Raw genomic sequence first — 26,410 nt, 5'->3', positions numbered from 1 at the left:
AGATTAAAAATGTCCTGGAATTTTTTAGATGTATTTGATATAGTTTTGGATGCGTTTGGACTGTTTAGTTCCGGATCAAAATCGTCACGTTCAAAATCACCTTCAAAACCTGAAAGAAAGGCTTTAAATCATAATGTGATATCTCAAAAGAAGGATCCGAAAAATCCGGATATTTCTAAGGAAAAATAATTATAGTAGATAATCAATTTATTAAATAATAAAAATAGGTTGTACCCATAAGTACAACCTATTTTATTTTATCGTGCCAGTGAAGGCGCAAATCCATACTGCTTTTTAAAGGCGTGCGAAAAATGCGACAGATCTTCAAAACCTACTTCCAGGAAAACATCAGAAGGCTTTTTATTCTTTTCAGACAAATGATAAAAGGCGAGTTCAAGACGCTTTTGGGTGAGCCAACGCTGCGGTGTTGTTTGAAAAATCTTTCTGAAATCACGGTTGAAAGTAGATAAACTCCTTCCTGTAAGATATCCGAACCGCTCCAAAGGCATATTGAACATATAATTCTTTTCCATAAAATGAATCAGATCCACTTTCCCAGGCTCATCGAAGTCGGCAAGTATAGAATCTATATCCGGATCAATTTCCCTTACAATACTGATTGCCTCGGTAATCTTTAAATGAGCAATGTTTTCAGGAAACGGCCCCTCCATCTCAAAATAGGGGATTAGAGAAGCAAGACAGCTGTTCAGAAGCGGATGACTGTCAAAGCTGTGAATGCTGGCTTCCCGATATCCTGTCTTTCTTTGCTCCCCAACCGAACGGTAAAAATCTTTCAGACGTTCTGTGGTAAGATGCATGGCTACTGCTTTATGAGGAAGTCCGTCTTTAGGATAATTAATAATCGTGGCCAGATGATTCCTTGGGATCAGAAAAATATCTCCTGCTTTGAAAATATAGGTTTTATCGGCCTGAATAATCTTCGTTTCTCCTGATATAAACCAGACCAGCATATGGTATTCAAACACTGTTTCGGTTTTGAACAGTTTATCATCATAACTGGAAAGCTTGATATCCGGTGTGAGGTATTGTATCTGGAAATCCATTGTCAGAAGTTTTGCATTACAAATGTATTTAAAAAACAATTATTAGGCATCAAACCGGAAACCCAGCATTTCTTCACTTAATTTCCATAAACGCTCAGCATTTTTTTTATCGATGGAATAAGACTGGACTCCCCGGATGGTTGCCGGTTCATCAAACCGGTGCTCAATTTGTCCATGGTCTATTTCCGCAATATCGCAGTTTTCACAATATACACCGCCAATTTCCTTAAGCTGTGGGCTTACGGCACACCAGATTGTAGTGGCAGCCCCTTGGGAAACAGTTTTTAATCTTGCCTCAACCTCCGGTTTGATATTTCCGTTTTCATCATGGGTTCCAAGCTGTTTAAAAAGCTCAATAGGCTCTTCTCTGCCCAGGTCAGTTCCATATACAGAACCGGGATGAAGAGAATACGCTCTGATGTTGAATTCTTTTCCTCTTTCATCCAGTGCTACAGCAAACAGATTACAGGCTGTTTTGGATTGTCCGTATCCGGATAGGGTATCATAGTCTCTTCTCTCAAAATTAGGATCTTCAAAATCAAAAGGAGACATCTGATGTCCATAAGAAGAAACACTGATTACCCTTGCGCCGTTAGCTTTTTTCAGAGCCGGCCATAATTTTGCGGTAAGGTGAAACTGCCCAAAGTAATTGGTTGCCAGCTGAGATTCAAAACCTCTGCTGTCTCTGCGAAGAGGAACCCACATGATTCCTGCATTATTAATAAGCAGATCCAGGCTTTTTCCTGATGCTGTAAATCGTTCTGCAAAAGCATCAATAGAAGATGGATTCATCAGATCCATTTCTTCAAGTTCAAAATTTTCAATCCCTGAGAGATTTTTTCGTGCCTTTTCAATATCTCTTGCCGGAATAATGACCTGTGCTCCGGCTGAGGTCAATACTTTTGTGGTTTCAAGACCAATTCCTGCATAACCGCCGGTGATGATCACTGTTTTTCCGGTAAGATCCATTCCTTTAATAACTTCCTGCGCTGTTGAATACGCATTGAATCCTGATTGAACAGGCTGTTGCAATGCATTGATTGTAAATTCCATTTTTTATTGTTTTAAATTTCTATAGCAAAATTAGGATGGATTTCCTGTGTCCATTTTGTTTAAAATGTCAAATTTGTTGGCTCAGAATTTCATCAGTAAAACCCATACAATGAGAAGGATAAAATAGAACTTCGTTAATTTCTCTGAATAAGCTGTTAAACTGTTTGTAGGTTGTTCTGCGAATAAGTAATTTTGAAAAATTTTCAATTTGAAGCCTACTATTTCCATTGTCGTTGCCATTTACAACCGAAAAGACGAACTTTTTGAGCTGCTGACTTCTCTTACCCAACAGACGGATAAGGAGTTTGAGATCATTATTGTAGATGACGGTTCTCTGATCGACCTGAAGTCAACCATCAAAAACTTTGAACAAGGGTTGGATATTAAATATTTCAGAAAGGATAATTCGGGACCAGGACTGACAAGAAATTATGGCGCAGCAAGAGCAGCCCATGAATGGCTGGTTTTTGTAGACAGTGATGTCATCGTTGAAAAAGATTATATTGAACATATTAAAAACGATATCCTGACGATTCCCTGTGATGCGTTTGGAGGAGCAGATAAGGCTCATAAAGGATTCAATCTGATGCAGAAGGCTATTTCCTATTCCATGACTTCTGTTTTTACTACAGGAGGAATTAGAGGAAGTAAGAAAGCCGTTTCTAAATTTCAGCCCAGAAGTTTTAATATGGGCGTGAAAAAGGCTGTTTTTCAAAAAGTAGGCGGATTTTCTGAAATGAGAATAGGAGAGGATCCGGATTTGTCTATGACCCTTTGGGAAAACGGTTTTACCACTGCTTTTTTTGATGATATTGCAGTATATCATAAGCGCAGAGTTGATTTTGGGAAATTTTCCAAGCAGGTCTATCAGTTTGGCTGTGCAAGACCGATTCTTAATCAGAGACACCCTAATTATGTGAAGATTTCTTTTGCCTTTCCTACTTTATTTATGTTGGGATATGTGATGGGCTTCCTGGAGTATTTTATTATGCATAGAGGGATCATCCTTGCCTTCTATGGATTATATACCTTTTTGGTGCTGTTTCATGCTTTATTGCTGACTAAAAATATCAGTATTGCCGGTATGGCAGTGGTTTCCACCTATATTCAAATGTTTTCTTACGGGTATGGATTCCTGAAATCCTGGATTTTGCTGAATGTTTTCAGAATGAAACCTGAGGATGCTTTTCCACATCACTACTATAAAAAGTAACACGGAATTGTCTGCAAAAGAAAATGCAGTAGGAATGGGCTTTAGCCCATTTAATAAATCAATAACATCTTCCAACGGCTTTAGCCAAAACCTAAAAGATTATACACAAAGCTTGTTATTTCGGAGAAGCGATGAGTTTGGATTCAATAGGAATAGGCTTTAGCCCATTCAATCATCAATAACATCTTCCAATGGCTTTAGCCAAAATCTAAAAGATTATACACAAAGGTTGTTATTTCGAAGAGGCGATAAGTTTGGATTCAGTAGGAATGGGCTTTAGCCCATTTAATCATCAATAACATCTTCCAACGGCTTTAGCCAAAAACTATAAAAGAGTATACACAACATTTACGACAATTAACTGCTGCCTAAATAATACATTGCATGGGGTATCAATATATAAATTGGAGAAGTAAGGTTATAATTTGAGGTTTCAGCATACTATTTCGGGGTCTGCTTGCTTTCCGTTAAGGTCTGTTATATCAGATTTCCGGTTGCATAATCCCATCATTGAGATTAAAAACATATACGGAGAAGTTCAGAACGCCAGCGGAGGATTTCCCAACCGCAAAAGACAGGTTATATACTTTTTCAGCAGAAATAAAAAGATCCGGAACATTACTCCGGATCTTTTGTTATTTTATTCTGTTGCTTCACGAGAATATTTTTGCATACATCAAAGTAACATTCGTACAAATAGGTCACATTTTTACCATCCGGCAATTAGGGTTAAAAAGCAATAACTATGAAATTTTTATTCGGTTATACCCATTCGCTGGATATTCTTTAACTGCTTTTAAATTATTCAATATCAGTTTAATGTGTACACATTGAAGCCTGATTTTATGCACATAAATTACAATATTTTTCACCCCTAAAGAATATTATTATAAATAGTTTTGAAATATTTCTGAGCCTATAAAAGCATCCGATTCTCAAAAACACAATATAAAAAAGAATTGGATAAACCATGATCTATCAGGATAAACTATGTTAACTTAAAAACAACACGGGAATGAAAAAAAATGATCTCAGTGCATTCACTCTATGCACGGTCCTCGGCGTACCCGCTCAGGAAGTAGTGTGGCAGAAAGACACCCAAATAGCCACCATTGTAACCCAATCCAATGAAGATGCAGCAGATCCCACCAAAGAGGCTGAGTTATTACAAGCTCTCGATTCTTTTCAGCCTGTGGGAATGACCACCAAGTATACTTACGATCCTTTGGTAGGAGTAACCACCATAACCCCACCGTCAGGAATCAGGGAACTCTATGTCTATGACAGCGCTAACAGACTGAAACAGGTTCAGGTAAGAAAAAGGGATAATACCGGAACCTACCGCTATAAAGTGGTGAAAGAATTCAGGTATCACTATAAACAGTAAGCACCCATGAAAAAAACACCCATGAAAAAAATACACCTATTAGGTCTGCTGTTGATCGCCATGCTGACCTCTGCACAAAGTATCTCAGAAAACTATATACAATCCCAAACCTGCCTGAGCGGAGACTGCAGCAAAAAGACAGAAACCCTTACCTATTTCGATGGACTGGGAAGACCCAAACAGATAATCAGTGTAAAAGCGACCACAACAGGAAAAGATCTGGTGACTCCCATTACTTATGATGCCTTCGGAAGACAGGTAAAGGATATTCTTCCAGTTCCTGCCAATACCCTAAATTCAGCGATCCATACTGGGATTACCAATGAAACTGCGGCTAATTCTTACTACGGAACTGCTAATGCCTATACGGAAAAGGAGATGGAGAATTCTCCCTTAGACAGGCTAAAGCAAGTGGCTCAGCCTGGTGACCCCTGGAAAATGGCGGGCGGACATACACAAAAGCTTACCTATGAAGTGAACCTTGGTTCAGAGGTAAAGAAATTTATCACGAGTACAACCACAGCTACATCTGGAACAGATCATAAAACCATTTCCTCTGTATCCATAGTACCGGGCAGTGAGTTTTATGCTCCGGGAACTTTATACAAGAATACCGTAACCGATGAAGACGGAACTCCCGTCATAGAGTTTCAGAACGGACGTGGTGAAACTGTTTTGTACGCCGTACTGATGGAACCCAAAATATTGACACCTATTATGTCTATAATGAATACGGGCAAAAGGCATTTGTTATTCCCGCTTTAGCAGTAAAAAAGATTGAGCAGAATAATAATGTGGTTACCACGGATATTGTCAACAGCCTTTGTTATCAATACCGCTACGACGGCCAGTACAGGCAGGTGGAAAAAAGACTGCCCGGAAGGGATGATTGGGAATCTGTAGTGTATGATGCTTCTGACCGCCCGGTGCTTACCCAGGATGTGAACCTGAAAAATAAAGGACAATGGCTGTTGACCAAATATGATGCTTTTGGCCGTGTTGCCTATACCGGACTTATTGAAGGAGGAAGCCGCGCAGATCTACAGGGACAGATTACCAATCTTGTTATCAGCGAAACCCCTACAGCTGCAGGTTTTAGCAAAAACGGGATTGTGGTGTATTATACCAATACGCTTTTTACCAATTTCCAGACGCTTCTTTCTGTTCATTACTATGATTCCTATCCAAGGGACACTAAGGAATTTCCTCCTGCAAAAATCCTCGATCAATATGTAGTGAATGAAGACAAGGCGCTTAACGGAGGTGCCAATACCCAAGGGCTGCCCACAGCATCTTATGTAAAAAATATTGAGGATGATAACTGGACCAAAACCTATTTCTACTATAACACCAAAGGGGAAAAAGTAGCGGAGAAAAGCTGGAATCACCTGGGCGGATATACGAAAAAGGAATTCAGGCTTGATTTCTCCGGGGCTGTAGACGAAAGCTATACCTACCACAAAAAAGGAGCTTCTGATGCTGAGGTTACCCTCCAGGAAAGGTTTGTATATGATGACCAGAAAAGACTGCTGAAACACTATCACAAGGTGAACAGCCAAATGGAAGAACTGCTGGCAGAAAACACCTACAATGACCTGGGACAGCTTATCAATAAAAAAACAGGAAATACCACGGGTACTCCTTTACAGTCGATAGATCAAACCTACAATATACGTGGATGGCTTACCAAAGTGAATGATCCTGCCAACCTGAACGGAAAGCTCTTTGCCTATGAGCTGAAATACCATAATCCCGCGTATTCTACGGTGTCTACAGGGAAATATAACGGGAATATTGCAGAAATAGACTGGTCAAGTGCAGATACCGGAACATTCAGAAGGTATAATTATCAATATGATGCATTAGACAGGCTCAAAAACGGAATCTACTCTGAACCCAATGCAACTGTACCTCAGAACAATTATTACAACGAATCTCTCACTTATGATCTCAACGGGAATATCCAAACCTTAAAAGAAACCTGCTCTCCAACGGAGGAGCTGTAGTGATGGATAATCTGGGGTATACATACACCGGGAACAGACTTGCCAGGGTGAATGATACTTCCGGAAATTATGCTGGTTACCCCGACGTTTCAGGAAATGAGATTGCCTATGATGGTAACGGGAATATGACTACCCATTTGGATAAAGGGATATTAAAGATCAATTACAATTTTCTGAATCTTCCCAATCAAATAGAATTCAATTCTTTATATAAATCACGGGATTATTACAATCTGCTTTTCAATGTCAATACAAAATATGTATACAAAGCAGATGGAACCAAGCTTAAAAAGATCTATACCTTCGGTTCCGGCAAAACGAATATCGAAACCACCTCTGCTACAGACTATCTGGATGGATTTCAATATACCAATAATGTATTAAACTTTGTGCCTACTTCAGAGGGCTATTATGACTTCGTTCAGAATAAATATATTTACAACTATACCGATCAGGTAGGAAACATCAGACTGGCATACTACAAAGATGCTTCCGGAAATCCTACAATAGACAGAGCTACTCATTATTATCCTTTCGGGCTAGAGTTTGGAGGAGAGCTAGTTACTGCCAATTCAATATCTCCAAATTACAAATACTCTACACAAGGGCAGGAAAAACAAACAGAAACAGGCTGGAGTTCTTACCGATGGAGGAACTATGATCCTGCGATAGGAAGGTTCTTTAATGTTGATCCATTAAGTGAAAAATACGCATATCAATCGCATTATAATTTCTCAGAGAATAGAGTTGTTGATGGAAGAGAGCTGGAAGGGCTAGAATTTGTACCACTACCAATATTTGCACCTGGTGCTTTAACACCTCCGCCTCTATACGCTGCGAAACCGGGAGCAGGATCAGCAGTGTATGAGCAGATGAAAAGTAATGCCATTAATAATTATAATGGCTTAATGCGGGGCTTAGGTACCCAAATTAATGTTCTTGTGGCGGTTTCTTATACAGGAATAAACCTTGCCAATCGTGTCTTAAATAGTGAGGGAGATAATAAAAGAAAGAGTAAAGATGGTGATTCTTCTAGTGGGAATAAGAAAACAGGATCATACACAAATACTCATCAAAGCGGTAAAAAATATCATGGAAAAGGAGATGAGAAAAGAGCAGCAAAATCTGGTAAAGAAAAGGCAGAGAAGAATGATGATCCTTTAGAAAAGACAGATTGGACAGAAGCAAAAAATGATAGAGAAGCATTTAAACAGGAATCTGAAAGAATGGAAACAGATGCTGATAAGGATCAGGGGACTCCTGGTCACAAAAGTGAAAATAATTATAATCAAAGAAGGTCTCCTGGTGACAGATATAGAGAGCAAGATACAAAGAAATATAATAACAAGAAATTATGATAAATAATGGATATGCTATCGCAGAAGATGGTAAAACTTTGGCCATAGGGAGGAAGCAACCGTAGTTTGTCTGAAGAAATAAAATACATTAAATCAAAAAAAATTCGTTCTATTTCTATCAATTCAGATTCTATTAAAGATTTATCTTTCTTAAAAGACATAACTTTTATTGAAGAAATTTACTTAAACAAATTTGATATTGATTGCTCAGGCTTATATGAATTAAATAATCTTAAAAAAATTACAGTTAATATTCATGACTCCCAATCTAAACCAAGTATAGACTATTCTCAATTTAAGGAGTTAGAGCACCTTTCAATTGATTGGTACAATGAACAAATTGATTTGTCAGAAAATATACATCTGAAAACATTAGTCATTTGGAAGTTTAAACCTAAAAATAAATCCTTTTCATTCATTAAGCTCCCTGGCTCACTAGAAAAAATACATATTACAGAAAGTAATATTCAAAATTTTGAGGGATTAAAACTCTCAAAGTTAAAAATTTTCGAAGGACATTATTGTAGTCAATTAAGTACTTTAAAGGGACTTGAGAATATTTGTGAAAATTTGGAAATTTTGATATTAGACTATTGTAGGAAATTAATTCAATATAATGAATTGAAAAATTGTTTAAATCTGGAAAAATTAATTTTAGGAGACTGTGGAGATATTCCTGACTTAAAATGGATCAAACTGTTGAAGAAATTAAAGCATTTTTCTTTTTATAATACAAAATTAATGGACGGGAATGTAAACCCTTGTTTTGGTATTCAGTATGTTAGTTTTAAAGATAATAAAAACTATAATCATAGAATTGAAGAGTTTAGAAATCAGTAATAAATCCACAAAAATTACCAAAACAACCATGAAATGGCTAATTTCTAAGAATCTTAATCTAGGGCATTGAAATCAATACCCTAGATTTTAACAAAGCACTTTCCGATCAGGTAGGAAACATCAGGCTTGCGTATTACAAAGATGTTTCCGGAAATTCTACAATAGACAGAGCTACTCATTATTATCCTTTCGGGCTAGAGTTTGGAGGAGAGCTAGTTACTGCGACTTCAATATCTCCAAATTACAAATACTCTACACAAGGGCAGGAAAAACAAACAGAAACAGGCTGGAGTTCTTACCGATGGAGGAACTATGATCCTTCGATAGGAAGGTTCTTTAATGTTGATCCTTTAAGTGAAAAATACGCTTACCAGTCGCATTATAACTTCTCAGAAAATAAAGTAGTAGCTCATAGGGAGTTAGAAGGATTAGAGGCTTTGCCTACAAATGCTGCAAAGGTTTATGAAGAAAGATTAAAACTTGCTAATAGTCTTGATGCGCGGGGTAATACTGTAGAAGCTTCCAGATTAAGAGAACATGCTGATGCAATTCAGGAACTGAACACCTTAGTTATTTCTGCACCGATTTTTGAAATTGAGGAAATTGTACTATCGGTAAGGGCGGCAAGTGCTTCAGGGTTCTTTGGACGAGTTTGGTCTGCAATGAAAGGTGTTTTCACAGGGGCAGAAGCTAGTGCTGGAATTGCAGAAACAACTATTGGAAAAGTACCTAATCCATATGGGAAAGCAGGAGGACCGTTGCATCAATCTAAAATAAATGATGTTGAAGAAGAGTTGAAAGCAGAAGGATTCACAAAAATTAGAAATGAAGTAATGGTAAAAACACCTAATGGAAATAAAAGTAAAAGATTTATAGATGTAGAAGGTACAAATCCTAAAACTAATGCAGTTAAACGGGTACAGGTTGGAAAACAAAACAAAAATGGCACACCTGTATCAAGAGAAAGAAAAGCGTTAGATGATATTGAAAAAGCAACTGGAACAAGGCCAGAATTTGTTCCATATAATCAAGTGACACCAAAAACTCTCCCTACTAAAGTAGGTGATGCAGGTAAAATTGTACCATAATATTTAAAAATTAAACAGAAATGGCTTCGAAGCAATTAAATTTTTTTATAACAGAAAATGAGTATCCTAGAATTAATGAATTCTTTGCTACTAACGAGATAAAGGTGCTCCTAGAAGAAAATATAACTGATGATTTTAGAATTCTTCCGTTGGAACAATTGCCTCAGAAAAACGATTTTCCTTCCATGGTTTATTTGACCAATAATCGTTTTCTACATGAAACTAAAATATTATCAACTAAGAACGGTATCAAATACTTTGACATAAGAAAAAGCCCAGTCTTGGAGCTAAGTTTGGGGGGATTCATTTCCAAAGAAAAAGATATATTAGAACGAGGTAGGTTTTATTATGTAAAATCCTTTTATAATGAAAATGATGAACTGGAAAAAAAATCAAATTCATTTTGTGAGTGGTCTGATAGCGTGATTAAGGATTTTAAAAAAGAATTTTTGCAAAGATATTCTAATGATAAAGATTTTTTATATTCAAAATCTGCGATAGAATGGATTGAGAAAAATAACGCGGAAGAAATGGGAGGTGGTTTAGGATGGAAAAAGAAGGTTTAAATATTATCTTTTATTATAATTTTTCAACTATGCTAGAAATAGTTTAGGGTATTGAAAACAATACCCTAAATTTTAATAAATTATACCGATCAGGTAGGAAACATCAGACTGGCATACTACAAAGATGCTTCCGGAAATCCTACAATAGACAGAGCTACTCATTATTATCCTTTCGGGCTAGAGTTTGGAGGAGAGCTAGTTACTGCCAATTCAATATCTCCAAATTACAAATACTCTTCTCAGGGGCAGGAAAAACAGACAGAAACAGGCTGGAGTTCTTACCGATGGAGGAACTATGATCCTGCGATAGGAAGGTTCTTTAATGTAGATCCTTTAAGTGAAAAATACACATATCAGTCACATTACAACTTCTCAGAGAATAGAGTTGTTGATGGAAGAGAGCTGGAAGGCTTAGAGTGGCAAAGTACAAAAAGAGCACAAGATCTTCCTAGTGATCCTGCAGAATTTGCAGAAATGATTGGTGGTGGGATTAACAGTCTAAGAGCCGCAGTCGCCAATAATGTTGCAAGAACAGCTAATTTTTTCTCGAATGACGCTGTAAGAAATAAACTTGTAGTTGGTGAAGATGGCGGGCTGACTTTGCTTACAGGGGTTCCTAAAGAATCCTTGAAAGAGAAAGTAGCAAACGGGGCTCTTGATTGGGGGACTATACTTCTATCTGTTGCTGGTGGACCTGAAGGAATGTTAACCGCTCAAGGAGGAAGATCGCCTGCTGTAAAAGGGTTTGAAGAGGTAAAAGATGCGGTAAAGACGGTTCATGGAAACTCTAAGCTGAGTCAGAAGGCCCAACATGGTTATGAAATATTAGACAAGAAGACAGGAGGTGTTTTGGAGTATGGAATAAGTGGACAAAAACGAAGTGCTACACAAATAAAAGATGGTGGTTCCTCAAGGATAAATCAAAAACTGAAAACAAAATATAAGAGCGATCCCAATGTGGGGGGTAGAGTTATTGACGGAAACCTTGGAAATAGAAAAAATGCGCTTGATTGGGAAAAAGATAAAGTCGACGCTTTTAAAAACGCAAATAATGGAGTATCACCTCTTAACCAAAAACGGCCTAAATAAAATGCTAAACCAAATAACATTGGCGTGTTACACGCAAGGACATCAAAATCAGTTTATTAATTCTGAAACATGGTGTGTACAAGAATTATATTGTTCTATGTTAAAAGAATTGAATACAGGAAAAGTTGTAAAAGCTAATATCAATATTAGAGATAATTGGGGGGATTTATTAGAATATTATGAAAGTTATACAGACGTTATTTCAATTCGAAATCATTTTGATTTTTTAAGCTATGTAAAATTGGATAAACAAGGCAAGAAGCGCATGCAGTTGGAAGCTATCCATAATGGCATGATGCAGATCGCAGATGCTGAAAAGTGGGAAAAGCAGCCATTGATAGATGCTTATAATAATTGCTTAGAAAAGAATCTGGAATATCAATTTTTCGTAGGAACTCCTAAATTATCTCCCGATAAAAAGCACAAAATAAATTTTTGGTGTAATTGGGATATAGATGTTTTTGAGGTTTATTCTATACTATCTGATAAAAACAATAATGAGATAGAGCGTAAAAAGATCATTGAAAAATCTCCTTATGATGGCGAATTTATTTATTATGCAAAATGGAAATGGGTGGACAGTACCCAAGTTCTGTTGGAAGACAAATATAAGTATGGTAATAACGAAAAATGGGAGATAACAATAGGTCCTGTAATCTTCAGTTAAATATTTCCTCGCTGGCGCGAGTATGCTGCTCGTGTCCATATTAATCATTACAACAAACCCATCTTATTCTTCTAAATTCCTACTGCAGATCAAAGTGGTAGTCTGGATTCCTACGGAATGACAAAGACACCGTGTATATAATCTGCATTAATTATTCAACATTTATAATTCTAACGATGCATTTACCTTGCCCACATAGTTTGTCATTCCGTAGGAATCTCAACAACCACTTTGATAAATTAAAAAAAATAAAAAAAGGCTGTTCCAAATGAAACAGCCTTTTTACAATAAATTTAGATGATAGAAATGTTTTCATGGTGGTTAAGAACTCCAACTTTCAGCATACACTCTTTCATTTTATGGTAAGTTCTTTTGATATCGTGGTCAAGACCGATGGAGAATCTGATCAGTCCGTCTGAAATACCTATGGAAGCTCTTTCTTCTTCCGGGATCTCAGATGAGGTGGATTTTCCTGAGCATGAGAATAAGGTTTTGTAAAACCCTAAGCTTACTGCAAGATAACCCAGGTTTTCTGTCTGCATCAATTCCATCAGTTCATTTGCTTTTTCTGTGGTTCCGGCATCCAGCGTCAGGAGTCCGCCGTATCCATATTCTTCATGAAGCATGCTCTTCATTAATTCATGGTTTTTATGAGACGGCAATCCCGGATAAGATACTTTTAATCCGTCTTTTTCGAATCTTTCAGCCAGATACATCGCATTGTGGCTGTGTTGTTTGATTCTGATGTGCAATGTTCTCAGGTTTTTTAAGATACTTGAAGATCTTAAGCTGTCCATCGTAGGTCCCAGAAGCATACATGCTCCGGAATTGACATTTTTGGTGTCATCAATAAATGCCTGAGTTGCACAATATACTCCTCCCACCGTGTCACTGCTTCCGTTGATAAACTTCGTCAGGCTATGAATCACCACATCTGCTCCGAATAAAGTAGGAGAGATGGAAAGGGGAGAGAATGTATTGTCTACAATAAGCTTCAGATTGTGTTTTTTACAGATTTCAGAAAGCTTTCTAAGGTCTGCCACTTCAAGAAGCGGGTTGCTCACACTTTCGCAGTAAATAACTTTAGTATGAGGTGTAATGGCTTTTTCTATCGACTCAAAATTGTTGATATCAACAAAAGTGGTTGCAACATTAAACTGAGGCATGAAGTTTTTAAGAAAAGCATAGGTTCCTCCGTAAATGGTTCTGCTTGAAATAATATGGTCTCCACTTTTGCACACCTGCATCAAAACGGAAGTAATAGCTCCCATTCCTGATGCTGTAACGTTGGCAGACTCTGTATTTTCCATCTTGGCAAGGGCCTGCGCCAGATACAGATTCATTGGAGATGAATGTCTGGAGTACAGGTAGCATCCTTCGGCATTTCCTTCGAAAGTATCAAACATGGTCTTTGCAGAAAGGAATGTATACGTAGAGCTATCAGAGATAGAAGGATTCACTCCTCCGAATTCACCAAAATACTGAAGATCCTGGATCTCGTTGGCTGCGTTAAAGTTTTCCATAAATATTGTTTTTATTTTATCGTCCCAATTTGCATTAATTTGCTAATTATTACAATATAAATTTGAATTTATAGAAAATAAAACTGTAAAATATTGTTTATTTAGAAAATTTATTTAGTATCTTCGGGATTGTTAAATTTTTACCAAAAAATTATCTATGGAACTTGACGAAACTGATAAGAAACTCTTGTTTTTTTTACAGGAAGACTGTAAGCAAACCACCAAAGAACTGTCCGGAAAACTTGGATTGTCTGTTACAGCTGTTTATGAGCGTGTAAAAAAACTTGAAAATGCAGGGGTTATTTCAAAATATGTAGCCTTGCTGGACAGGAGTAAAGTTAAGAAAAATTTCATAGTCCTGTGCCACGTAAAACTGAGCCAGCACAAAAAAGAATTTGTATTGCAGTTTGAAAAAGAGGTGATGGATCTTCAGGAGGTTACAGAATGTTTCCATGTAAGCGGAGATTATGATTATATTCTTAAAATAGGTGTTAAAGATATTGAAGACTACCGCAGCTTTATGCTGACGAAACTGACGACACTTCAGCACATCGCAAGTACACACAGCTCATTTATGATTTCCGAAGTGAAGAATACCACGGCGATTGTATTGTAGGGTATTAAAAAATTCCGGATTGGGTTATTTGATGTGATCTTCCTTTGTTATTTTATCAATGAAATAATGAAGCCTTTTAATATCGGATCTCCCTTTGTTTTTATCATTCAAAAAGCAAGTGGTTACAATTACCATTTTTAAATCAGGAATTACACAGATAAGCTGACCTCCATAACCGGTTGCTACGAAAGCCTGATGGCCGTTGGTTTTTCTTCGCCACCAGTAGTAGCCATATCCGTTGGCATCCGGCATGACATCCCAGGAATCCAGTTTTACATGTTCAGCTGTAGATTCCTGAACCCATTTCTGTGAGACAATCTGTTTGCTGCCCAATTTTCCGTTGTTAAGGATCATAGAACCAAATTTCAGCATATCTTCAGGTTTCATGAACATCTCTGAACCTGCCAAATTTCTGTTCATGGAATCCGTATCCCATCGGGTAACATTCATCTTTAAAGGTCTGAAAAGATTTTCTGTCGCGAACTGTTTCAGGTTTGTCTTTACAATTTTTGCCAATGCAGCTCCAAAAAGATGGGATTCACCACTATTATAATTGAAAACAGTACCCGGATATTCTTCGAATGGCAAATCCAGAACAAACTTTACAGGGTCGCCGGAAAATGACATTGCCGTTGATATTTTTGAATTTTCAACCCAATCAAAACCTCCCTGCATGGTCAGGATATTTTTTAACGTTAAGGTATTTCTGATGGAATCATGAACCACTTTTCCTTCAATATTGGAAATATTTTTAAAACTGCTCCTTGAGACATTGTATTCCGGAAGGATTTTTAAAACCGGAGTATTGAGGTTGGGAAGCAGGTTTTTATCTTTTGCAATTCCTGCCAGAACAGAGACAATGCTTTTGGTAACAGATTTTATACTGAAAACGGATTCTTTGTTGGCTCCATGAAAATACTGTTGGTACAGAAGTCTGTCGTTTTGGGAAACAATAAAAGATCCCAGAGAGGGAATACTGTCATTGATTTCTTTGGTGAATTGGTCTGTAAATTCTTTGGGCAGTTCTTTGTTGAATGCTGCCTGTGATTTCACTGTAGGGCAGAATAGGGTAAGACATAGCATTGTCAAAACCTGCAGTACTTGCTTGGATCTCATTGTTTAAAAAAAGAAGGGATAAATTATTAGTTGATCAAAAATATAAGCTCAACCGAACCAGTATGGAGTGACTTAGCTTATACTTTCAATAGCTCTAAATTATGAAAAACAATGGAGATGTTAAAATTATTTTACCGAATATTTTTTGATGTAATTCTGATATCAGGTTATGTTATACGAGAACCCCATTTTTAGAAGAAATAGGATCCGGAAGATCTGTTTCTCCGCTCATCTGAAGAAGGTCAATTTCAATCGTTCTGCAGATAGAAAGCATAGGAACATCAAACATTAATCCTGCAAAAGGGTTTTCAGAATAATCTCCCACAAGTTCCATGATAATATAGATCCATCCAATGATGATACAGAAAGGAATAGAAGTCCATATTCCCCAATCACCAAGCTTTGCAAATTCATTGACCAATCCCAGTGGAAGAAGCATAATAAACAGGATGTTAAAAACAAAGGCTGTGCTGGCAAACTGTCTTGGAGAAGGAAATTTTTTGATCCTTTCTGCCTGGCCCTGAAAATTATAGAATTCATTTAAACTATTCTGCAGCTGAGTCTGGTTGAAATCGGTAATCGCATTCATATTTTTCAGCTCATTGATATCTTTTGCCTGTTGGGAAACCAGATAAGTGGCAAAGTTTTTATAATCATTCTTAAGCTCATATTCTTCCTCCGAAAGGTATTTGTGCAGGAAAATAGGGGCTCTGCCATAGTCCGGGAATCCCGCTTTAATCAGTCTGTTTCTTCTCAGGTTGATATTCCCGAATTTTTTTTCTGTGCTGATGTGTTCCCATTCAGTAGGTACCAGAAGCTGCTCACGGAAAGTATATAACCATGCAATATGACGATAAACAATTCTTCTTTTACGGTCTTCAAGATCAAAAACACCAATTTCTTCATTTTTAGTATCAAAAGCATATACCATAGAAGCAAATGAGCGGCTTGAATTCACAATGCCACCCCAGATTTTTCTGGCTTCCCAAAGTCTGTCATAAGCCTGGTTGTTTTTGAAACCCACAAGGAAGGCTTCCGCTGTACCAATCAGTGCAACAGGAACCCAGGGAATCGTCATCCAGTGCCAGTTGAAGAAATAAAAGAAAACAGCAATTAAGGTACACCAGATTGATATAAAGATAAGATGTACACCGGCCAGATTGAGAACCTGTTTATAATTGACGTATTTGGTTGTGATCATAAAGATGGATGTGTTTTGCGTGTACAGACAAAATAAATACCAAACTATAATAGATTTTAATTTGTAATGCCTGTCAGATAATGGGTAGTCAAGTTTTTTTAGTTTATAATGAGCTAGAATTGAGATTGATAATCTTAATTAAAAGTAGTGAAAAAAATGCATAAAAAAACCTCTAAAAATTTTTAGAGGTTTTAAGTTGATATAAAATTAATATTTCAGCATTTCTTCGATCTTATTGCTGAGCTTTTCAGCATTGGGAAGCATTTCTTTTTCCAGAACCAGATTGATAGGAACGGCAGGTACATCCAGTGATCCCATTGTCTCTACAGGCGCATCAAGATATTTGAAGCAGTTCTTAGAAATACGGTGGGCAAAAGCTTCTGCAAAAGAGTTGTTAAGCTGCTCTTCCGTAAGAACAATACACTTTCCGTGGGCTTTTACTCTTTCAAAAACAAGTTCTTCATCAAGAGGAATTAATGTTCTCAGATCAATCACCTCAACTCTTCCATTGAAATTCTTAGCGGCTTCTTTAGCCCAGTAAACTCCCATACCATAAGTAACCACTAATAAAGTTCTGCCTTTTTCAGTTTCATCTTTATCAGCCTCAATGATTACTTTACCCTTTCCAAATGGAAGCACATAGTCTTCAGCAGGCTCTATTGTTTTAGCATCTTCAGTTCCCGGAACTTTACTCCAGTATAAACCTTTGTGCTCCAGCATTACTACCGGATTCGGGTCATAATAAGCTGCTTTTAATAAACCTTTAAAGTCTGCAGCATTACTTGGGTAAGCTATTTTGATTCCTTTGATATTGGCGAGTATACTTTCAACACTTCCACTGTGGTAAGGACCGCCGCCGCCATAGGCTCCGATAGGAACACGGATGATATTGCTTACAGGGAATTTTCCCCCACTTAAATAGTTGGATTTTGAAATCTCTGTGATTAACTGATTGATTCCCGGGTAGATATAGTCTGCAAACTGAACCTCAACAATGGGTTTCAATCCCACAGCGCTCATTCCGGCTGTAGATCCAATGATATAAGCCTCCTGAATGGCTGTATTGAAAACTCTTTTGCTTCCGAATTTTTTTCCTAAAGTAACCGTTTCACGGAAAACACCACCGATTCTTTCCCCCACATCCTGTCCGTAAAGCAGAGCTTCAGGATGTTTCCACATCAATTCCTGTATAGCATGGATGGCTGCATCTACCATTACAATTTTTTCTCCGTTAGCAGGCTCACGTGTTCCTGTTTCCTCAGTAATTGGAGTAGGAGCAAAAATGTGCTGCATTACAGTTTCAGGCTTTGGATCTTCTGCATTTTTAGCTTTTTCGAAAGCCTCTTCTGCCTCAAGACGGGCCTTTTTGGTGATTTGCTTTAAAAGATCTTCATCCACACCTGTTTCCAGTAAATGTTTTCTAAGGATTTCTCCCGGATCTTTAGCTCTATGTTTTGTTAAATCTTCTTCGTCTCTATAGAATTCTCTTCTTACTCCTGAAGTATGGTGGCCAATCAGTACTGTTTTTGCACACACAACCAAAGGTTTTCTTTCTGTTCTTACAAAATCTACAGCTTTTTTCATGGCTTCGAAACTTTCCACGAAATCAGTCCCGTCTACTCTCATTCTGCTTAATCCCGTGAATCCTGCTACAAAATCATAAGCATCACAGGTTCTTGCTTCATCCTTCGTTACGGAAATTCCCCATTCATTATCCTGAACCAAAAATATGATAGGAAGTTGGTGTAATGCTGCAAATTGTAGCGCTTCACTCACTTCACCTTCTGTAACCGAGTTGTCTCCAAGGCTGCATACAACCACAGGGTTATTTTCAAAATTCTGAAGATTGAAATCCTGAATATATTTAATTCCCTGTGCTACTCCTGTAGTAGGGATGGTTTGCATTCCGGTTGCGGAGCTCTGATGAACGATCTTCGGTTTGTTTTCATCCCTACTTGAAGGGTGAGAATAATAAGATCTTCCTCCTGAAAAAGGGTCGTCAGCTTTAGCCAGTAATTGAAGCATCAATTGGTAAGGTTCAAAACCAATTCCTAAAAGAATACTTTCGTCTCTGTAATAAGGAGAAACCCAGTCTTCTTTCTTTAGCTGATAGGCTGTTGCCAGCTGAATGGCTTCATGGCCTCTTGAAGTACTATGAACATATTTGCATATGTTTCTGTTTTCTTCATAAATATCAGCCATTGCCTTAGCCAGCATCATATGATTATACGCTTTGAGTAATATATCCTGAGAAACTTTTTCGTGAAGTGCATTTTCCATAGGAAGCAAATATACATAAAAAAACAAAATACTAACAACTGTTAGTATTTTGTGAAAAATCTTTGTTTATATAGGTTATTCCTTGATCACTTTTTTAGAAATAACATCTTTGTCTGTTTTTACTTCAATGATGTAGATTCCTTTTGTGTAAGCAGATAAATCTACCGTTTCTTTATCATTGTTTATAGTGCCGCTTTGCAGTTTTTTACCTGTAAGATCATACACATTGAAGGTAGATTTCTTAGGTGCTTTTAGAATGTTTGTAACATCTTTTGTGATCGTTGGGGAGATAGCGAGATTGTTAAGAGGATTTGAAAGGTCTTTAGTTCCTAATAGCTCGGTAAATCCTGTTACGATGACAGAATAGTTCTGAGGAGCATTGCCTCCTGAGTTATTTTTCAATATGCCTTTGTTGGTGATCTCAATTTTATAAGTTCTTCCGGCAACCGGAGCATCAATTACAACCTGTTCTACGTTGTCTACTGTATTATCTCCTTTTGTGGCAGGAGTCATAGGATTGTTGGCATCCAGTTTCCACGGATAATACACGGTATTAGTAGTCGTATCTGTAATTTTCAGATCCAGATCATTAATCAGCTTGGAGCTTCTGTTATTGTAAATATTGCTCCATTGATTGGTGAAGTTGGTGAACTCAGGATCTATCCAGGATATGGTCACTTTTAACGGCTCTGAACCTGATGCTTTTACTGTTTTTACATTGGCAACTCCGCTGTTTAAAGTTTCATCATTGAAAATAATAGTGTTATTTGATTTTCCTACAAGAAGTTCCGCTCCTTTTTTCGAGTCAATAAAGCCCCATCCAAACTGTGGGTCAGGGCCTATGTTTCCTGCTTCTTTAGCTGAGTGAACCATTAAGGTTTTTGCTGATGCAGCATTTAAAACATTTCCTCCAAACAGCTGTTTATTGATCTGTGTCCAAAGTCCCACAATACCTGTTACGACAGGGGCAGAATAAGAAGTACCATCTCCAATATTAATCTTACTGCCTCCTGTTGCATTATTATCAGTCCATGCACTCGCAACACTTGTTCCTACAGCAGTAATATCCGGTTTTATACCTCCGTCATCCCTTGGTCCTGCGCTGCTGTAACTGGAATGGATAACATCTGAAGAAGCTGTATATCTTCCATCATTCGTTGTAATTCTGTCTGCAGCACCTACCACAATGATATTCTTTCCAAGAGAACCAATCCCGATACAATCGTATCCCTGTGCGCAATTGCTGGGAGGAAGTGTATCTGTTGCTGCAAATTCTACTAAATTTCCAGTGTTATCTGTATAATATTTTTTATAAGTACTTGTAGCAGCGCTAGGTCCATCGCCAAATGAATTTCCTGCGGATTTTATAATAATGTAAGAAGGGTTATTGTATACAATTTGGTCGTAGTCACGATCGTTGCTATGATAAGTTCCCTGAGCGTCAAAAGAAGTGTTTGGGCTTGAAAATGCTCCATTCCAGACCCATGACGGTTCGTTGTTAATCAGCTGAGGATCTGCCCATCCCTGGTTACTTCCATAGGAATGATTTGAAATATTAGGTTGTGCCTTGATGATTTTTTGAAATACCGTGCTTTGGGTAGTTTCTCCATCCAGAACAGAAGTTCCAAAAGCATAGGCTACAATGGTAGAGTTAGGCGCAATACCTTTGAAATTGACTTGTCTGGTTGTTCCGTTCGTGAAGGTTACGGTGTATGGATAGTCTTTCGCTCCAATAAAGCTGGAAACGGCTGTTGCGCGGTCTCCATAATTAACGGTGCTGCTTTCTTTGTTTGTGATTCTGTTAGGAAGGTTGTTAAAAAAAACGTGTCCGGCAAATACTCTCGCTACACCGGAGGAAGTACTGCCGTCAAAAATAGTAAATTTAATACCTTCTCCATTGAATGAACCTGTTAAGCCCGTAATGTTTCCTCCCTGTAAAAAATCAGCATTGGAATTTTTAATCTGGTCCATATCATGAGCCTTGAAAAAATACGGTTTGTTGCCAGGTAAAAAACCTGCCAGATTGGTTCTTTGCTGTTCAATCTCTTTTAAAACTTCAGGAGTTCTGTTAGCGTTATATCGTTTAGATGTATAAGCCTCAAATTTTTCATTGTTGTCTATTCTCTGGCGTTCAAATGATCGGTTTAATTCTTCATTGTTTTGCGCATTTATTAGTGTAATAGCTAAAACACTGAGTAAAAGTAATTGTTTCTTCATTTTGAGTAATAAATTGTTAAAAATACAGTTGATCAAATCTATGGTAAAAAACTGATACCTAGTTGGTTTTAGTATATAATTCTAATTTTTTTAATGAAATTTTAATATTTTATTTCATGATTGTTTGAATTGTTTATTTTTTTAATAAAATCATGTTATTTTGTTGTTGGGGCTAGGGTTGATTCTTTGTGTTTTTGATATGAAATTGGAAAAAATGAAGTAACTTTACATTCTCTTTTATAAAAAAGTTAGAACATTATATGTATTTAATTTTTGACACAGAAACAACCGGTTTACCAAAAAATTTCAACGCTCCGCTTTCAGACTCGGATAACTGGCCAAGAATGGTTCAGATTGCATGGCAAGTGCATGATGATGATGGGAACTTAATTGAAAACCAGGATTATATAATAAAACCTGAAGGGTATGATATTCCCTTCAATGCCGCACGTATTCATGGAATTACCACCAAGATTGCCAATGAAGAAGGACGAGATCTCCAGGAGATTCTTGAAGAGTTCTCTAAAGTCCTTGAAAGGGTAAGAGTGGTTTCCGGGCATAATGTAGAATTCGACTATAATATTGTAGGAGCAGAATTTTACAGAAAAAACCTGAAAGATAATCTTCAGGAAAAACCCAAAGCAGATACCATGATTTTGGGAACCGACTACTGTCAGCTTGGCGGAGGTCGTGGAGGAAGATTCAAACCTCCGAAATTGGAAGAGCTTTATGAAAAACTTTATGGGAATAAATTTGATGAAGCCCATAATGCTGCTGCCGACGTAAATGCTACAGCCAGAGCTTTCTTTGAGATGGTAAGAATCGGAGTTGTACCTGCTGAAACCTTAAAGATTTCAGAAGATCAGCTGGCTTACTTCAGAAGTCTTTATCCGGATCCGATTAAGCCTTTTAATATTGTTATCAGAAGGCAGGTTGCAGATTTTCATAATAAGAAAAAGCAACAGGATTTCGGGAGTATTGATGAAATTGATTTAGGGAAATATTTCAATTTTAATAGTCACAGTGTTTTCTCAACATTGACGGCTACATCAAGTATCAATGATTTGATTAAAAAAGCTTCAGACGAAAATTTCCCCGCTGTCGGTATGGTAGACCTTGGAAACATGATGGGAGCTTTTAAGTTCGTATCAGCAGTGGAAGGAGCTAATGGGGACAGAGCAAAAAAGCATAAAGAATATTTAGCAAAAAAGCAGGAAGCAGAAGAAAACGGAACGGAGTTCAATGAAGAAGAGCCTGTTTCTGAACCGCTTATTCCTGTGGTTGGCTGTGAATTCTATATTTCGGAACGTTATGAACAAAAACAGTTTACCAAAGATGATCCCGACAGGAGAACACAGGTAGTACTTTTGGCAAAAGATTTTAACGGGTACAAAAACCTGGCAAAACTTTCCAGTATCGGTTTTCTGAAAGGATTCTATTTTGGGGTTCCGAGGGTGAGCAGAGAGCTGATAGCACAATATAAAGAAGGAGTGATTGCACTCACTTCCGGAATTATGGGTGATATTCCTGATGCTATCTTAAATACCGGTGAACAGAAAGGAGAGGAGCTTTTCAAATGGTGGAAAGATACTTTTGAAGATGATTTTTATGTTCAGATTCAGAATCATAAACTGCCTGAGGAAGAGCATTTGAATGATGTTTTACTCCATTTCGCGGATAAATATAATGTTAAAATTTTAGCACAGAATGAGACTTTTTACACCAATAAAGATGATGCCAATATCCAGGATATTGTAAGCTGTATCAAAGATGGTGAAAAGCTGACAACGCCTATTGGAAAAGGGTTTGGTAAAAGAAGAGGGCTGGCAACAGGTGAATATTATATCAAGAATTCCGATGAAATAAAAGAGGCCTTTTTAGCCTATCCTGATGCATTTGATGCGTATGAGGAATTTTCTGCGAAATTTAAACCTTATACCTTAAAAAGAGATGTTCTCCTTCCGAAGTTTGATATTCCGGAAGAATTTATCCATGCTGAAGATGAGGTAGATGGAGGAAAAAGAGGGGAAATGGCCTATCTTACCTATCTTACTTATGAAGGAGCAAAGAGAAGATATGACCCAATTGGCGGTATTACCGATGAAATCAAAGAACGTCTCGACTTCGAACTTGAAGTAATTGCCAATACCGGTTATCCGGGGTACTTCCTTATTGTACAGGATTTCTGTAATGAAGCCCGTAATATGGGGGTTTGGGTAGGGCCGGGAAGGGGTTCTGCTGCAGGTTCTGCTGTAGCTTACTGTATTGGAATTACCAATGTAGACCCTATTAAATATGACCTGCTTTTTGAGAGATTCCTGAATCCGGAAAGGGTATCCATGCCCGATATTGATATTGACTTTGATGATGAAGGAAGAGATAAAATTATCAAATGGGTAGTTGAGAAATACGGAAAAACTCAGGTAGCACAGATTATTACTTACTCGGTTTTGGGTGGGAAATCTGCTATTAAAGATGCCGGAAGAGTACTGGATGTTCCAATTCCTGATACAAACAATATTGCTAAGCTGATTCCTCCGAGTCCGGGGATGAATATTGCGAAAGCTTTAGCAAAATATGATAAATTAAAACCGGAAGAACAGATGCTCGTTGATGAGATGAGGTATGTTCTTAACAGTCCTGATGATGCACGGCATGGAGTTTTGGCAAGTGCCAAAAAGATGGAAGGCTGTATCAGAAATACCGGAATTCACGCCTGTGGGGTAATCATTACACCGGAAGATGTGAGTAATCTGGTTCCGGTAACCATTGCAGCAAAAGATGCTGATATCTTAGTGTCACAGTTTGACAACTCCGTGGCGGAGAGTGCCGGTCTCTTGAAGATGGACTTCCTGGGGTTGAGAACTCTGACTATCATTAAAGATGCATTGAAGCTTGTGAAGGCAAGATATAATGTAGATATTGATCCGGATCTTATTCCGCTTGATGATACCAAAACATATCAGCTATTTAAAGAAGGAAGAACAGTAGGGATTTTCCAGTATGAAAGTCCAGGGATGCAAAAATACATGAGGGAACTTAAACCCACTGTTTTTGCTGACCTTATTGCCATGAACGCCTTGTATCGTCCGGGTCCGATCAAATATATTCCAAACTTTATCAACAGGAAGCATGGGATTGAAGAGATTGTTTATGACTTACCGGAAACAGAAGAATATTTAAAAGAAACATACGGAATTACTGTTTATCAGGAGCAGGTAATGCTTTTGTCCCAGAAATTGGCCAATTTTACCAAAGGTGAAGCCGATACGTTGAGAAAAGCGATGGGTAAAAAGCAGATTGATGTTCTTAATAAAATGTACCCGAAATTCATTGAAGGAGGTAGAAAAAACAACCTGAATGAAGAAAGGCTTGAGAAAATCTGGAATGACTGGAAGGCCTTTGCAGAATATGCTTTCAACAAATCTCACTCTACCTGTTATGCATTTATTGCTTATCAAACGGCTTATTTAAAAGCAAATTATCCTGCTGAATATATGGCGAGTGTGATGAGTAACAACATTAACAATACGGATTCAATTACCATGTTCATGGAGGATTGTAAAAGTATGGGCGTGGATGTATTAGGTCCGGACGTGAATGAATCCCAATACAAATTCTCAGTAAACGAAAAAGGACAGATCCGTTTCGGATTGGGAGCTATCAAAGGAATTGGGGAAGGACCAAGTGAAGCAATTACAAGAGAAAGAGCAAACGGAAGGTTTAAAAATATTTATGATTTTTTTGAAAGAATATTGCCTTCACAGATGAATAAGAGAGTAGCGGAAAGTTTAGTGCTTGCCGGTGGTTTTGATGAACTGGACTCTTTCCACAGAGGACAGTATTTTGATATTGACATGGCCGGAAAAACCAATCTTGAACGGTTGATCAGATATGGACAAAGCTTTCAGGAAAGTAAAAATGAGATGGAACATTCATTATTTGCTGATTTTGCGGAAGAAGTTCAGATTGAACAGCCTAAACTGCCACCTTGCCCGGAATGGCCGAATATGCATAAGCTTAACAAAGAAAAGGAAATCATTGGCTTCTATCTTTCTGCGCATCCGCTGGATGAGTTCAAGTACCAGTTCAAGTTTATGCAGGGGCAGCTTTCCAAAAAATCTGTTCTTGAAAAAAATGATGAAGAGAAAGTCGTGACAGATGAAGCGCCTGTCTTGGAGCAGGATGCTCAGGATGACGCTGTAGATCTTACAGAAATTGTGTCCGATGATGTTGTGGCAGGTGAAGAGGAGGTAGTGGAAGAGGTGACTAAAAAGGCTGAGCCTAAAGGTAACTTCATGTTCCTGAATCTGGATGAGGTGGATGCTTACAAAGAGCAGGCTTTTGCAAATAAGCAGGAAGAGCTGTTTGAAGAGAAAAAGAAAGACTGGAAAACCATGCAGAAAGAAAGAGAAAACGGTGGCGGCGGAAAAGAATATACTGTTGCTGGTCTGATTACGGAATATGTAGTAAAAGATGGTTTCAGAAGTGGTGAAAAAGTGGCTTTTGTTACGCTGGAAGATTATTCCGGATCTTATTCATTCAGATTGGGTGACAGAGATTATATGAGGTTGAAAGAGAAGCTGGAGGTTCAGAGATTTGTTATTTTTAAAATAAAATTTGCTCAGGTTAAAGATGGAAGAGTCTTTGTGAATGTAAATGATGTGATAGAGCTTCAGGAAGCTTTCGAAAGATTTGCAAAAAGTATCTCGTTAGTCATGGATGTGATGGATGTAAGACCGGAAGATCTCGACTTCTTCCGAACGGTTCTCGACAGAAATAAAGGAAATCAGAAACTGAAATTCTTTATTAAAAACCTTGAGGATGATTCCCATATCGAAGTACAGTCTATGAAACATTCAGTGGACCTGAATGGAGATCTGATTAAGGAAATTCAACTTCTTAATAAGTATGAGTTTTATTTAAACTAGAAAAAATTACCTATACAAAAAAGAGTGGCTTATGTCACTCTTTTTTTTGTTTACATATTTTCAATATTGATGAAAAATTTTAAATAATTTTTTATGTTAAATAGAAAAATTTTCTGAAGTCTATTTTAATTATATACTAATTTAAATATTTGATTTTCAGTGTTTTGTTATTTTTTTATTAATTATGAAATAGTT

20 protein-coding genes and 2 pseudogenes are annotated in these 26,410 nt (G+C 37.5%); 15 read left to right on the top strand and 7 right to left on the bottom strand.

The window, feature by feature from the left end:
• The first annotated feature begins 9 nt into the window (after window positions 1–9).
• Window positions 10–189, top strand: coding sequence for a hypothetical protein (locus tag ACWPWS_RS10335; protein ID WP_454046427.1), 180 nt, complete (start codon window positions 10–12; stop codon window positions 187–189).
• A gap of 68 nt (window positions 190–257) precedes the next feature.
• Here ACWPWS_RS10335 and ACWPWS_RS10330 read toward each other — a convergent pair whose 3' ends face one another.
• Both ACWPWS_RS10330 and ACWPWS_RS10325 read right to left on the bottom strand, forming a co-directional pair.
• A complete protein-coding gene (locus tag ACWPWS_RS10330; RefSeq protein WP_454046426.1) occupies window positions 258–1,064 on the bottom strand; it encodes a helix-turn-helix domain-containing protein in 807 nt (268 codons plus the stop codon).
• A 42-nt stretch (window positions 1,065–1,106) separates the two neighbouring features.
• On the bottom strand, window positions 1,107–2,117 hold the full coding sequence (locus ACWPWS_RS10325) for an SDR family NAD(P)-dependent oxidoreductase (RefSeq protein ID WP_454046425.1): 1,011 nt from the start codon (window positions 2,115–2,117) through the stop codon (window positions 1,107–1,109).
• A 208-nt stretch (window positions 2,118–2,325) separates the two neighbouring features.
• Between ACWPWS_RS10325 and ACWPWS_RS10320 the strand changes: the two genes are divergently transcribed.
• The 12 genes and pseudogenes from ACWPWS_RS10320 to ACWPWS_RS10265 all read left to right on the top strand — a co-directional run bounded on the left by ACWPWS_RS10320 (window position 2,326) and on the right by ACWPWS_RS10265 (window position 12,331).
• On the top strand, window positions 2,326–3,330 hold the full coding sequence (locus ACWPWS_RS10320; protein ID WP_454046424.1) for a glycosyltransferase: 1,005 nt from the start codon (window positions 2,326–2,328) through the stop codon (window positions 3,328–3,330).
• Window positions 3,331–4,345: 1,015 nt separating this feature from the next.
• On the top strand, window positions 4,346–4,717 hold the full coding sequence (locus ACWPWS_RS10315) for a hypothetical protein (protein WP_454046423.1): 372 nt from the start codon (window positions 4,346–4,348) through the stop codon (window positions 4,715–4,717).
• Between the two features lie 21 nt (window positions 4,718–4,738).
• On the top strand, window positions 4,739–5,482 hold the full coding sequence (locus ACWPWS_RS10310; protein WP_454046422.1) for a DUF6443 domain-containing protein: 744 nt from the start codon (window positions 4,739–4,741) through the stop codon (window positions 5,480–5,482).
• 29 nt (window positions 5,483–5,511) lie between these two features.
• On the top strand, window positions 5,512–6,723 hold the full coding sequence (locus ACWPWS_RS10305; protein WP_454046421.1) for a hypothetical protein: 1,212 nt from the start codon (window positions 5,512–5,514) through the stop codon (window positions 6,721–6,723).
• 2 nt (window positions 6,724–6,725) lie between these two features.
• Window positions 6,726–8,081 carry an RHS repeat-associated core domain-containing protein gene (locus tag ACWPWS_RS10300; RefSeq protein ID WP_454046420.1) on the top strand — a complete coding sequence of 452 codons (1,356 nt, stop codon included), beginning with the start codon at window positions 6,726–6,728 and terminating at the stop codon, window positions 8,079–8,081.
• A 66-nt stretch (window positions 8,082–8,147) separates the two neighbouring features.
• Window positions 8,148–8,921 carry a hypothetical protein gene (locus tag ACWPWS_RS10295; protein WP_454046419.1) on the top strand — a complete coding sequence of 258 codons (774 nt, stop codon included), beginning with the start codon at window positions 8,148–8,150 and terminating at the stop codon, window positions 8,919–8,921.
• 65 nt (window positions 8,922–8,986) lie between these two features.
• A pseudogene (locus ACWPWS_RS10290) lies at window positions 8,987–9,337 on the top strand (RHS repeat-associated core domain-containing protein); the annotation flags it as partial.
• Window positions 9,338–9,358: 21 nt separating this feature from the next.
• Entirely contained in the window at window positions 9,359–10,009 is a 651-nt protein-coding gene (locus ACWPWS_RS10285) for a hypothetical protein (protein ID WP_454046418.1), read from the top strand.
• A 20-nt stretch (window positions 10,010–10,029) separates the two neighbouring features.
• Complete coding sequence (locus ACWPWS_RS10280) at window positions 10,030–10,575, top strand: hypothetical protein (RefSeq protein ID WP_454046417.1); 546 nt, start codon at window positions 10,030–10,032, stop codon at window positions 10,573–10,575.
• Between the two features lie 69 nt (window positions 10,576–10,644).
• Window positions 10,645–10,956, top strand: a pseudogene (locus ACWPWS_RS10275) (RHS repeat-associated core domain-containing protein); the annotation flags it as partial.
• A 93-nt stretch (window positions 10,957–11,049) separates the two neighbouring features.
• Window positions 11,050–11,664, top strand: coding sequence for a hypothetical protein (locus tag ACWPWS_RS10270; protein WP_454046416.1), 615 nt, complete (start codon window positions 11,050–11,052; stop codon window positions 11,662–11,664).
• Window positions 11,627–12,331, top strand: coding sequence for a hypothetical protein (locus ACWPWS_RS10265; RefSeq protein WP_454046415.1), 705 nt, complete (start codon window positions 11,627–11,629; stop codon window positions 12,329–12,331). Before ACWPWS_RS10270 ends, ACWPWS_RS10265 begins: the two co-directional genes overlap by 38 nt.
• Before the next feature lie 293 nt (window positions 12,332–12,624).
• On the opposite strand, the gene ACWPWS_RS10260 is transcribed toward ACWPWS_RS10265, so the two are convergent.
• On the bottom strand, window positions 12,625–13,854 hold the full coding sequence (locus ACWPWS_RS10260) for an aminotransferase class I/II-fold pyridoxal phosphate-dependent enzyme (protein WP_105684682.1): 1,230 nt from the start codon (window positions 13,852–13,854) through the stop codon (window positions 12,625–12,627).
• Between the two features lie 157 nt (window positions 13,855–14,011).
• Between ACWPWS_RS10260 and ACWPWS_RS10255 the strand changes: the two genes are divergently transcribed.
• The gene (locus ACWPWS_RS10255; RefSeq protein WP_414846837.1) at window positions 14,012–14,470 is read left to right on the top strand and encodes an Lrp/AsnC family transcriptional regulator; all 459 of its coding nucleotides are present in this window, start codon (window positions 14,012–14,014) and stop codon (window positions 14,468–14,470) included.
• 24 nt (window positions 14,471–14,494) lie between these two features.
• Here ACWPWS_RS10255 and ACWPWS_RS10250 read toward each other — a convergent pair whose 3' ends face one another.
• The 4 genes from ACWPWS_RS10250 to ACWPWS_RS10235 all read right to left on the bottom strand — a co-directional run bounded on the left by ACWPWS_RS10250 (window position 14,495) and on the right by ACWPWS_RS10235 (window position 21,284).
• Window positions 14,495–15,586 carry a serine hydrolase domain-containing protein gene (locus ACWPWS_RS10250; protein WP_454046414.1) on the bottom strand — a complete coding sequence of 364 codons (1,092 nt, stop codon included), beginning with the start codon at window positions 15,584–15,586 and terminating at the stop codon, window positions 14,495–14,497.
• A gap of 172 nt (window positions 15,587–15,758) precedes the next feature.
• The gene (locus ACWPWS_RS10245) at window positions 15,759–16,787 is read right to left on the bottom strand and encodes a bestrophin family protein (protein ID WP_454046413.1); all 1,029 of its coding nucleotides are present in this window, start codon (window positions 16,785–16,787) and stop codon (window positions 15,759–15,761) included.
• 207 nt (window positions 16,788–16,994) lie between these two features.
• Window positions 16,995–19,067 (bottom strand): alpha-ketoacid dehydrogenase subunit alpha/beta, encoded by a 2,073-nt coding sequence (locus ACWPWS_RS10240; protein ID WP_454046412.1) that lies wholly within the window; start codon window positions 19,065–19,067, stop codon window positions 16,995–16,997.
• 75 nt (window positions 19,068–19,142) lie between these two features.
• Window positions 19,143–21,284, bottom strand: a complete 2,142-nt coding sequence (locus ACWPWS_RS10235) for a S8 family peptidase (RefSeq protein WP_454046411.1) — start codon at window positions 21,282–21,284, stop codon at window positions 19,143–19,145.
• A 260-nt stretch (window positions 21,285–21,544) separates the two neighbouring features.
• On the opposite strand from ACWPWS_RS10235, the gene dnaE reads away from it, so the two are divergent.
• Window positions 21,545–26,215: a DNA polymerase III subunit alpha gene (gene dnaE, locus ACWPWS_RS10230; RefSeq protein WP_454046410.1), complete on the top strand. Its 4,671-nt coding sequence runs from the start codon at window positions 21,545–21,547 to the stop codon at window positions 26,213–26,215.
• The last annotated feature ends 195 nt before the right edge of the window (window positions 26,216–26,410 follow it).

It is taken from the genome of Chryseobacterium sp. Marseille-Q8038 (genome assembly GCF_965111995.1).
This window is presented reverse-complemented; position numbering and strand designations above follow the sequence as displayed.

What these genes read in the sequence shown, in the direction of transcription:
- ACWPWS_RS10240 (WP_454046412.1), bottom strand. Translation starts at nt 19,067, where the DNA reads ATGGAAAATGCACTTCACGAAAAAGTTTCTCAGGATATATTACTCAAA.
- ACWPWS_RS10270 (WP_454046416.1), top strand. Translation starts at nt 11,050, where the DNA reads ATGATTGGTGGTGGGATTAACAGTCTAAGAGCCGCAGTCGCCAATAAT.
- ACWPWS_RS10265 (WP_454046415.1), top strand. Translation starts at nt 11,627, where the DNA reads ATGGAGTATCACCTCTTAACCAAAAACGGCCTAAATAAAATGCTAAAC.
- ACWPWS_RS10245 (WP_454046413.1), bottom strand. Translation starts at nt 16,787, where the DNA reads ATGATCACAACCAAATACGTCAATTATAAACAGGTTCTCAATCTGGCC.
- ACWPWS_RS10315 (WP_454046423.1), top strand. Translation starts at nt 4,346, where the DNA reads ATGAAAAAAAATGATCTCAGTGCATTCACTCTATGCACGGTCCTCGGC.
- ACWPWS_RS10335 (WP_454046427.1), top strand. Translation starts at nt 10, where the DNA reads ATGTCCTGGAATTTTTTAGATGTATTTGATATAGTTTTGGATGCGTTT.
- dnaE (WP_454046410.1), top strand. Translation starts at nt 21,545, where the DNA reads ATGTATTTAATTTTTGACACAGAAACAACCGGTTTACCAAAAAATTTC.
- ACWPWS_RS10255 (WP_414846837.1), top strand. Translation starts at nt 14,012, where the DNA reads ATGGAACTTGACGAAACTGATAAGAAACTCTTGTTTTTTTTACAGGAA.
- ACWPWS_RS10250 (WP_454046414.1), bottom strand. Translation starts at nt 15,586, where the DNA reads ATGAGATCCAAGCAAGTACTGCAGGTTTTGACAATGCTATGTCTTACC.
- ACWPWS_RS10280 (WP_454046417.1), top strand. Translation starts at nt 10,030, where the DNA reads ATGGCTTCGAAGCAATTAAATTTTTTTATAACAGAAAATGAGTATCCT.
- ACWPWS_RS10330 (WP_454046426.1), bottom strand. Translation starts at nt 1,064, where the DNA reads ATGGATTTCCAGATACAATACCTCACACCGGATATCAAGCTTTCCAGT.
- ACWPWS_RS10325 (WP_454046425.1), bottom strand. Translation starts at nt 2,117, where the DNA reads ATGGAATTTACAATCAATGCATTGCAACAGCCTGTTCAATCAGGATTC.
- ACWPWS_RS10310 (WP_454046422.1), top strand. Translation starts at nt 4,739, where the DNA reads ATGAAAAAAATACACCTATTAGGTCTGCTGTTGATCGCCATGCTGACC.
- ACWPWS_RS10235 (WP_454046411.1), bottom strand. Translation starts at nt 21,284, where the DNA reads ATGAAGAAACAATTACTTTTACTCAGTGTTTTAGCTATTACACTAATA.
- ACWPWS_RS10300 (WP_454046420.1), top strand. Translation starts at nt 6,726, where the DNA reads ATGGATAATCTGGGGTATACATACACCGGGAACAGACTTGCCAGGGTG.
- ACWPWS_RS10260 (WP_105684682.1), bottom strand. Translation starts at nt 13,854, where the DNA reads ATGGAAAACTTTAACGCAGCCAACGAGATCCAGGATCTTCAGTATTTT.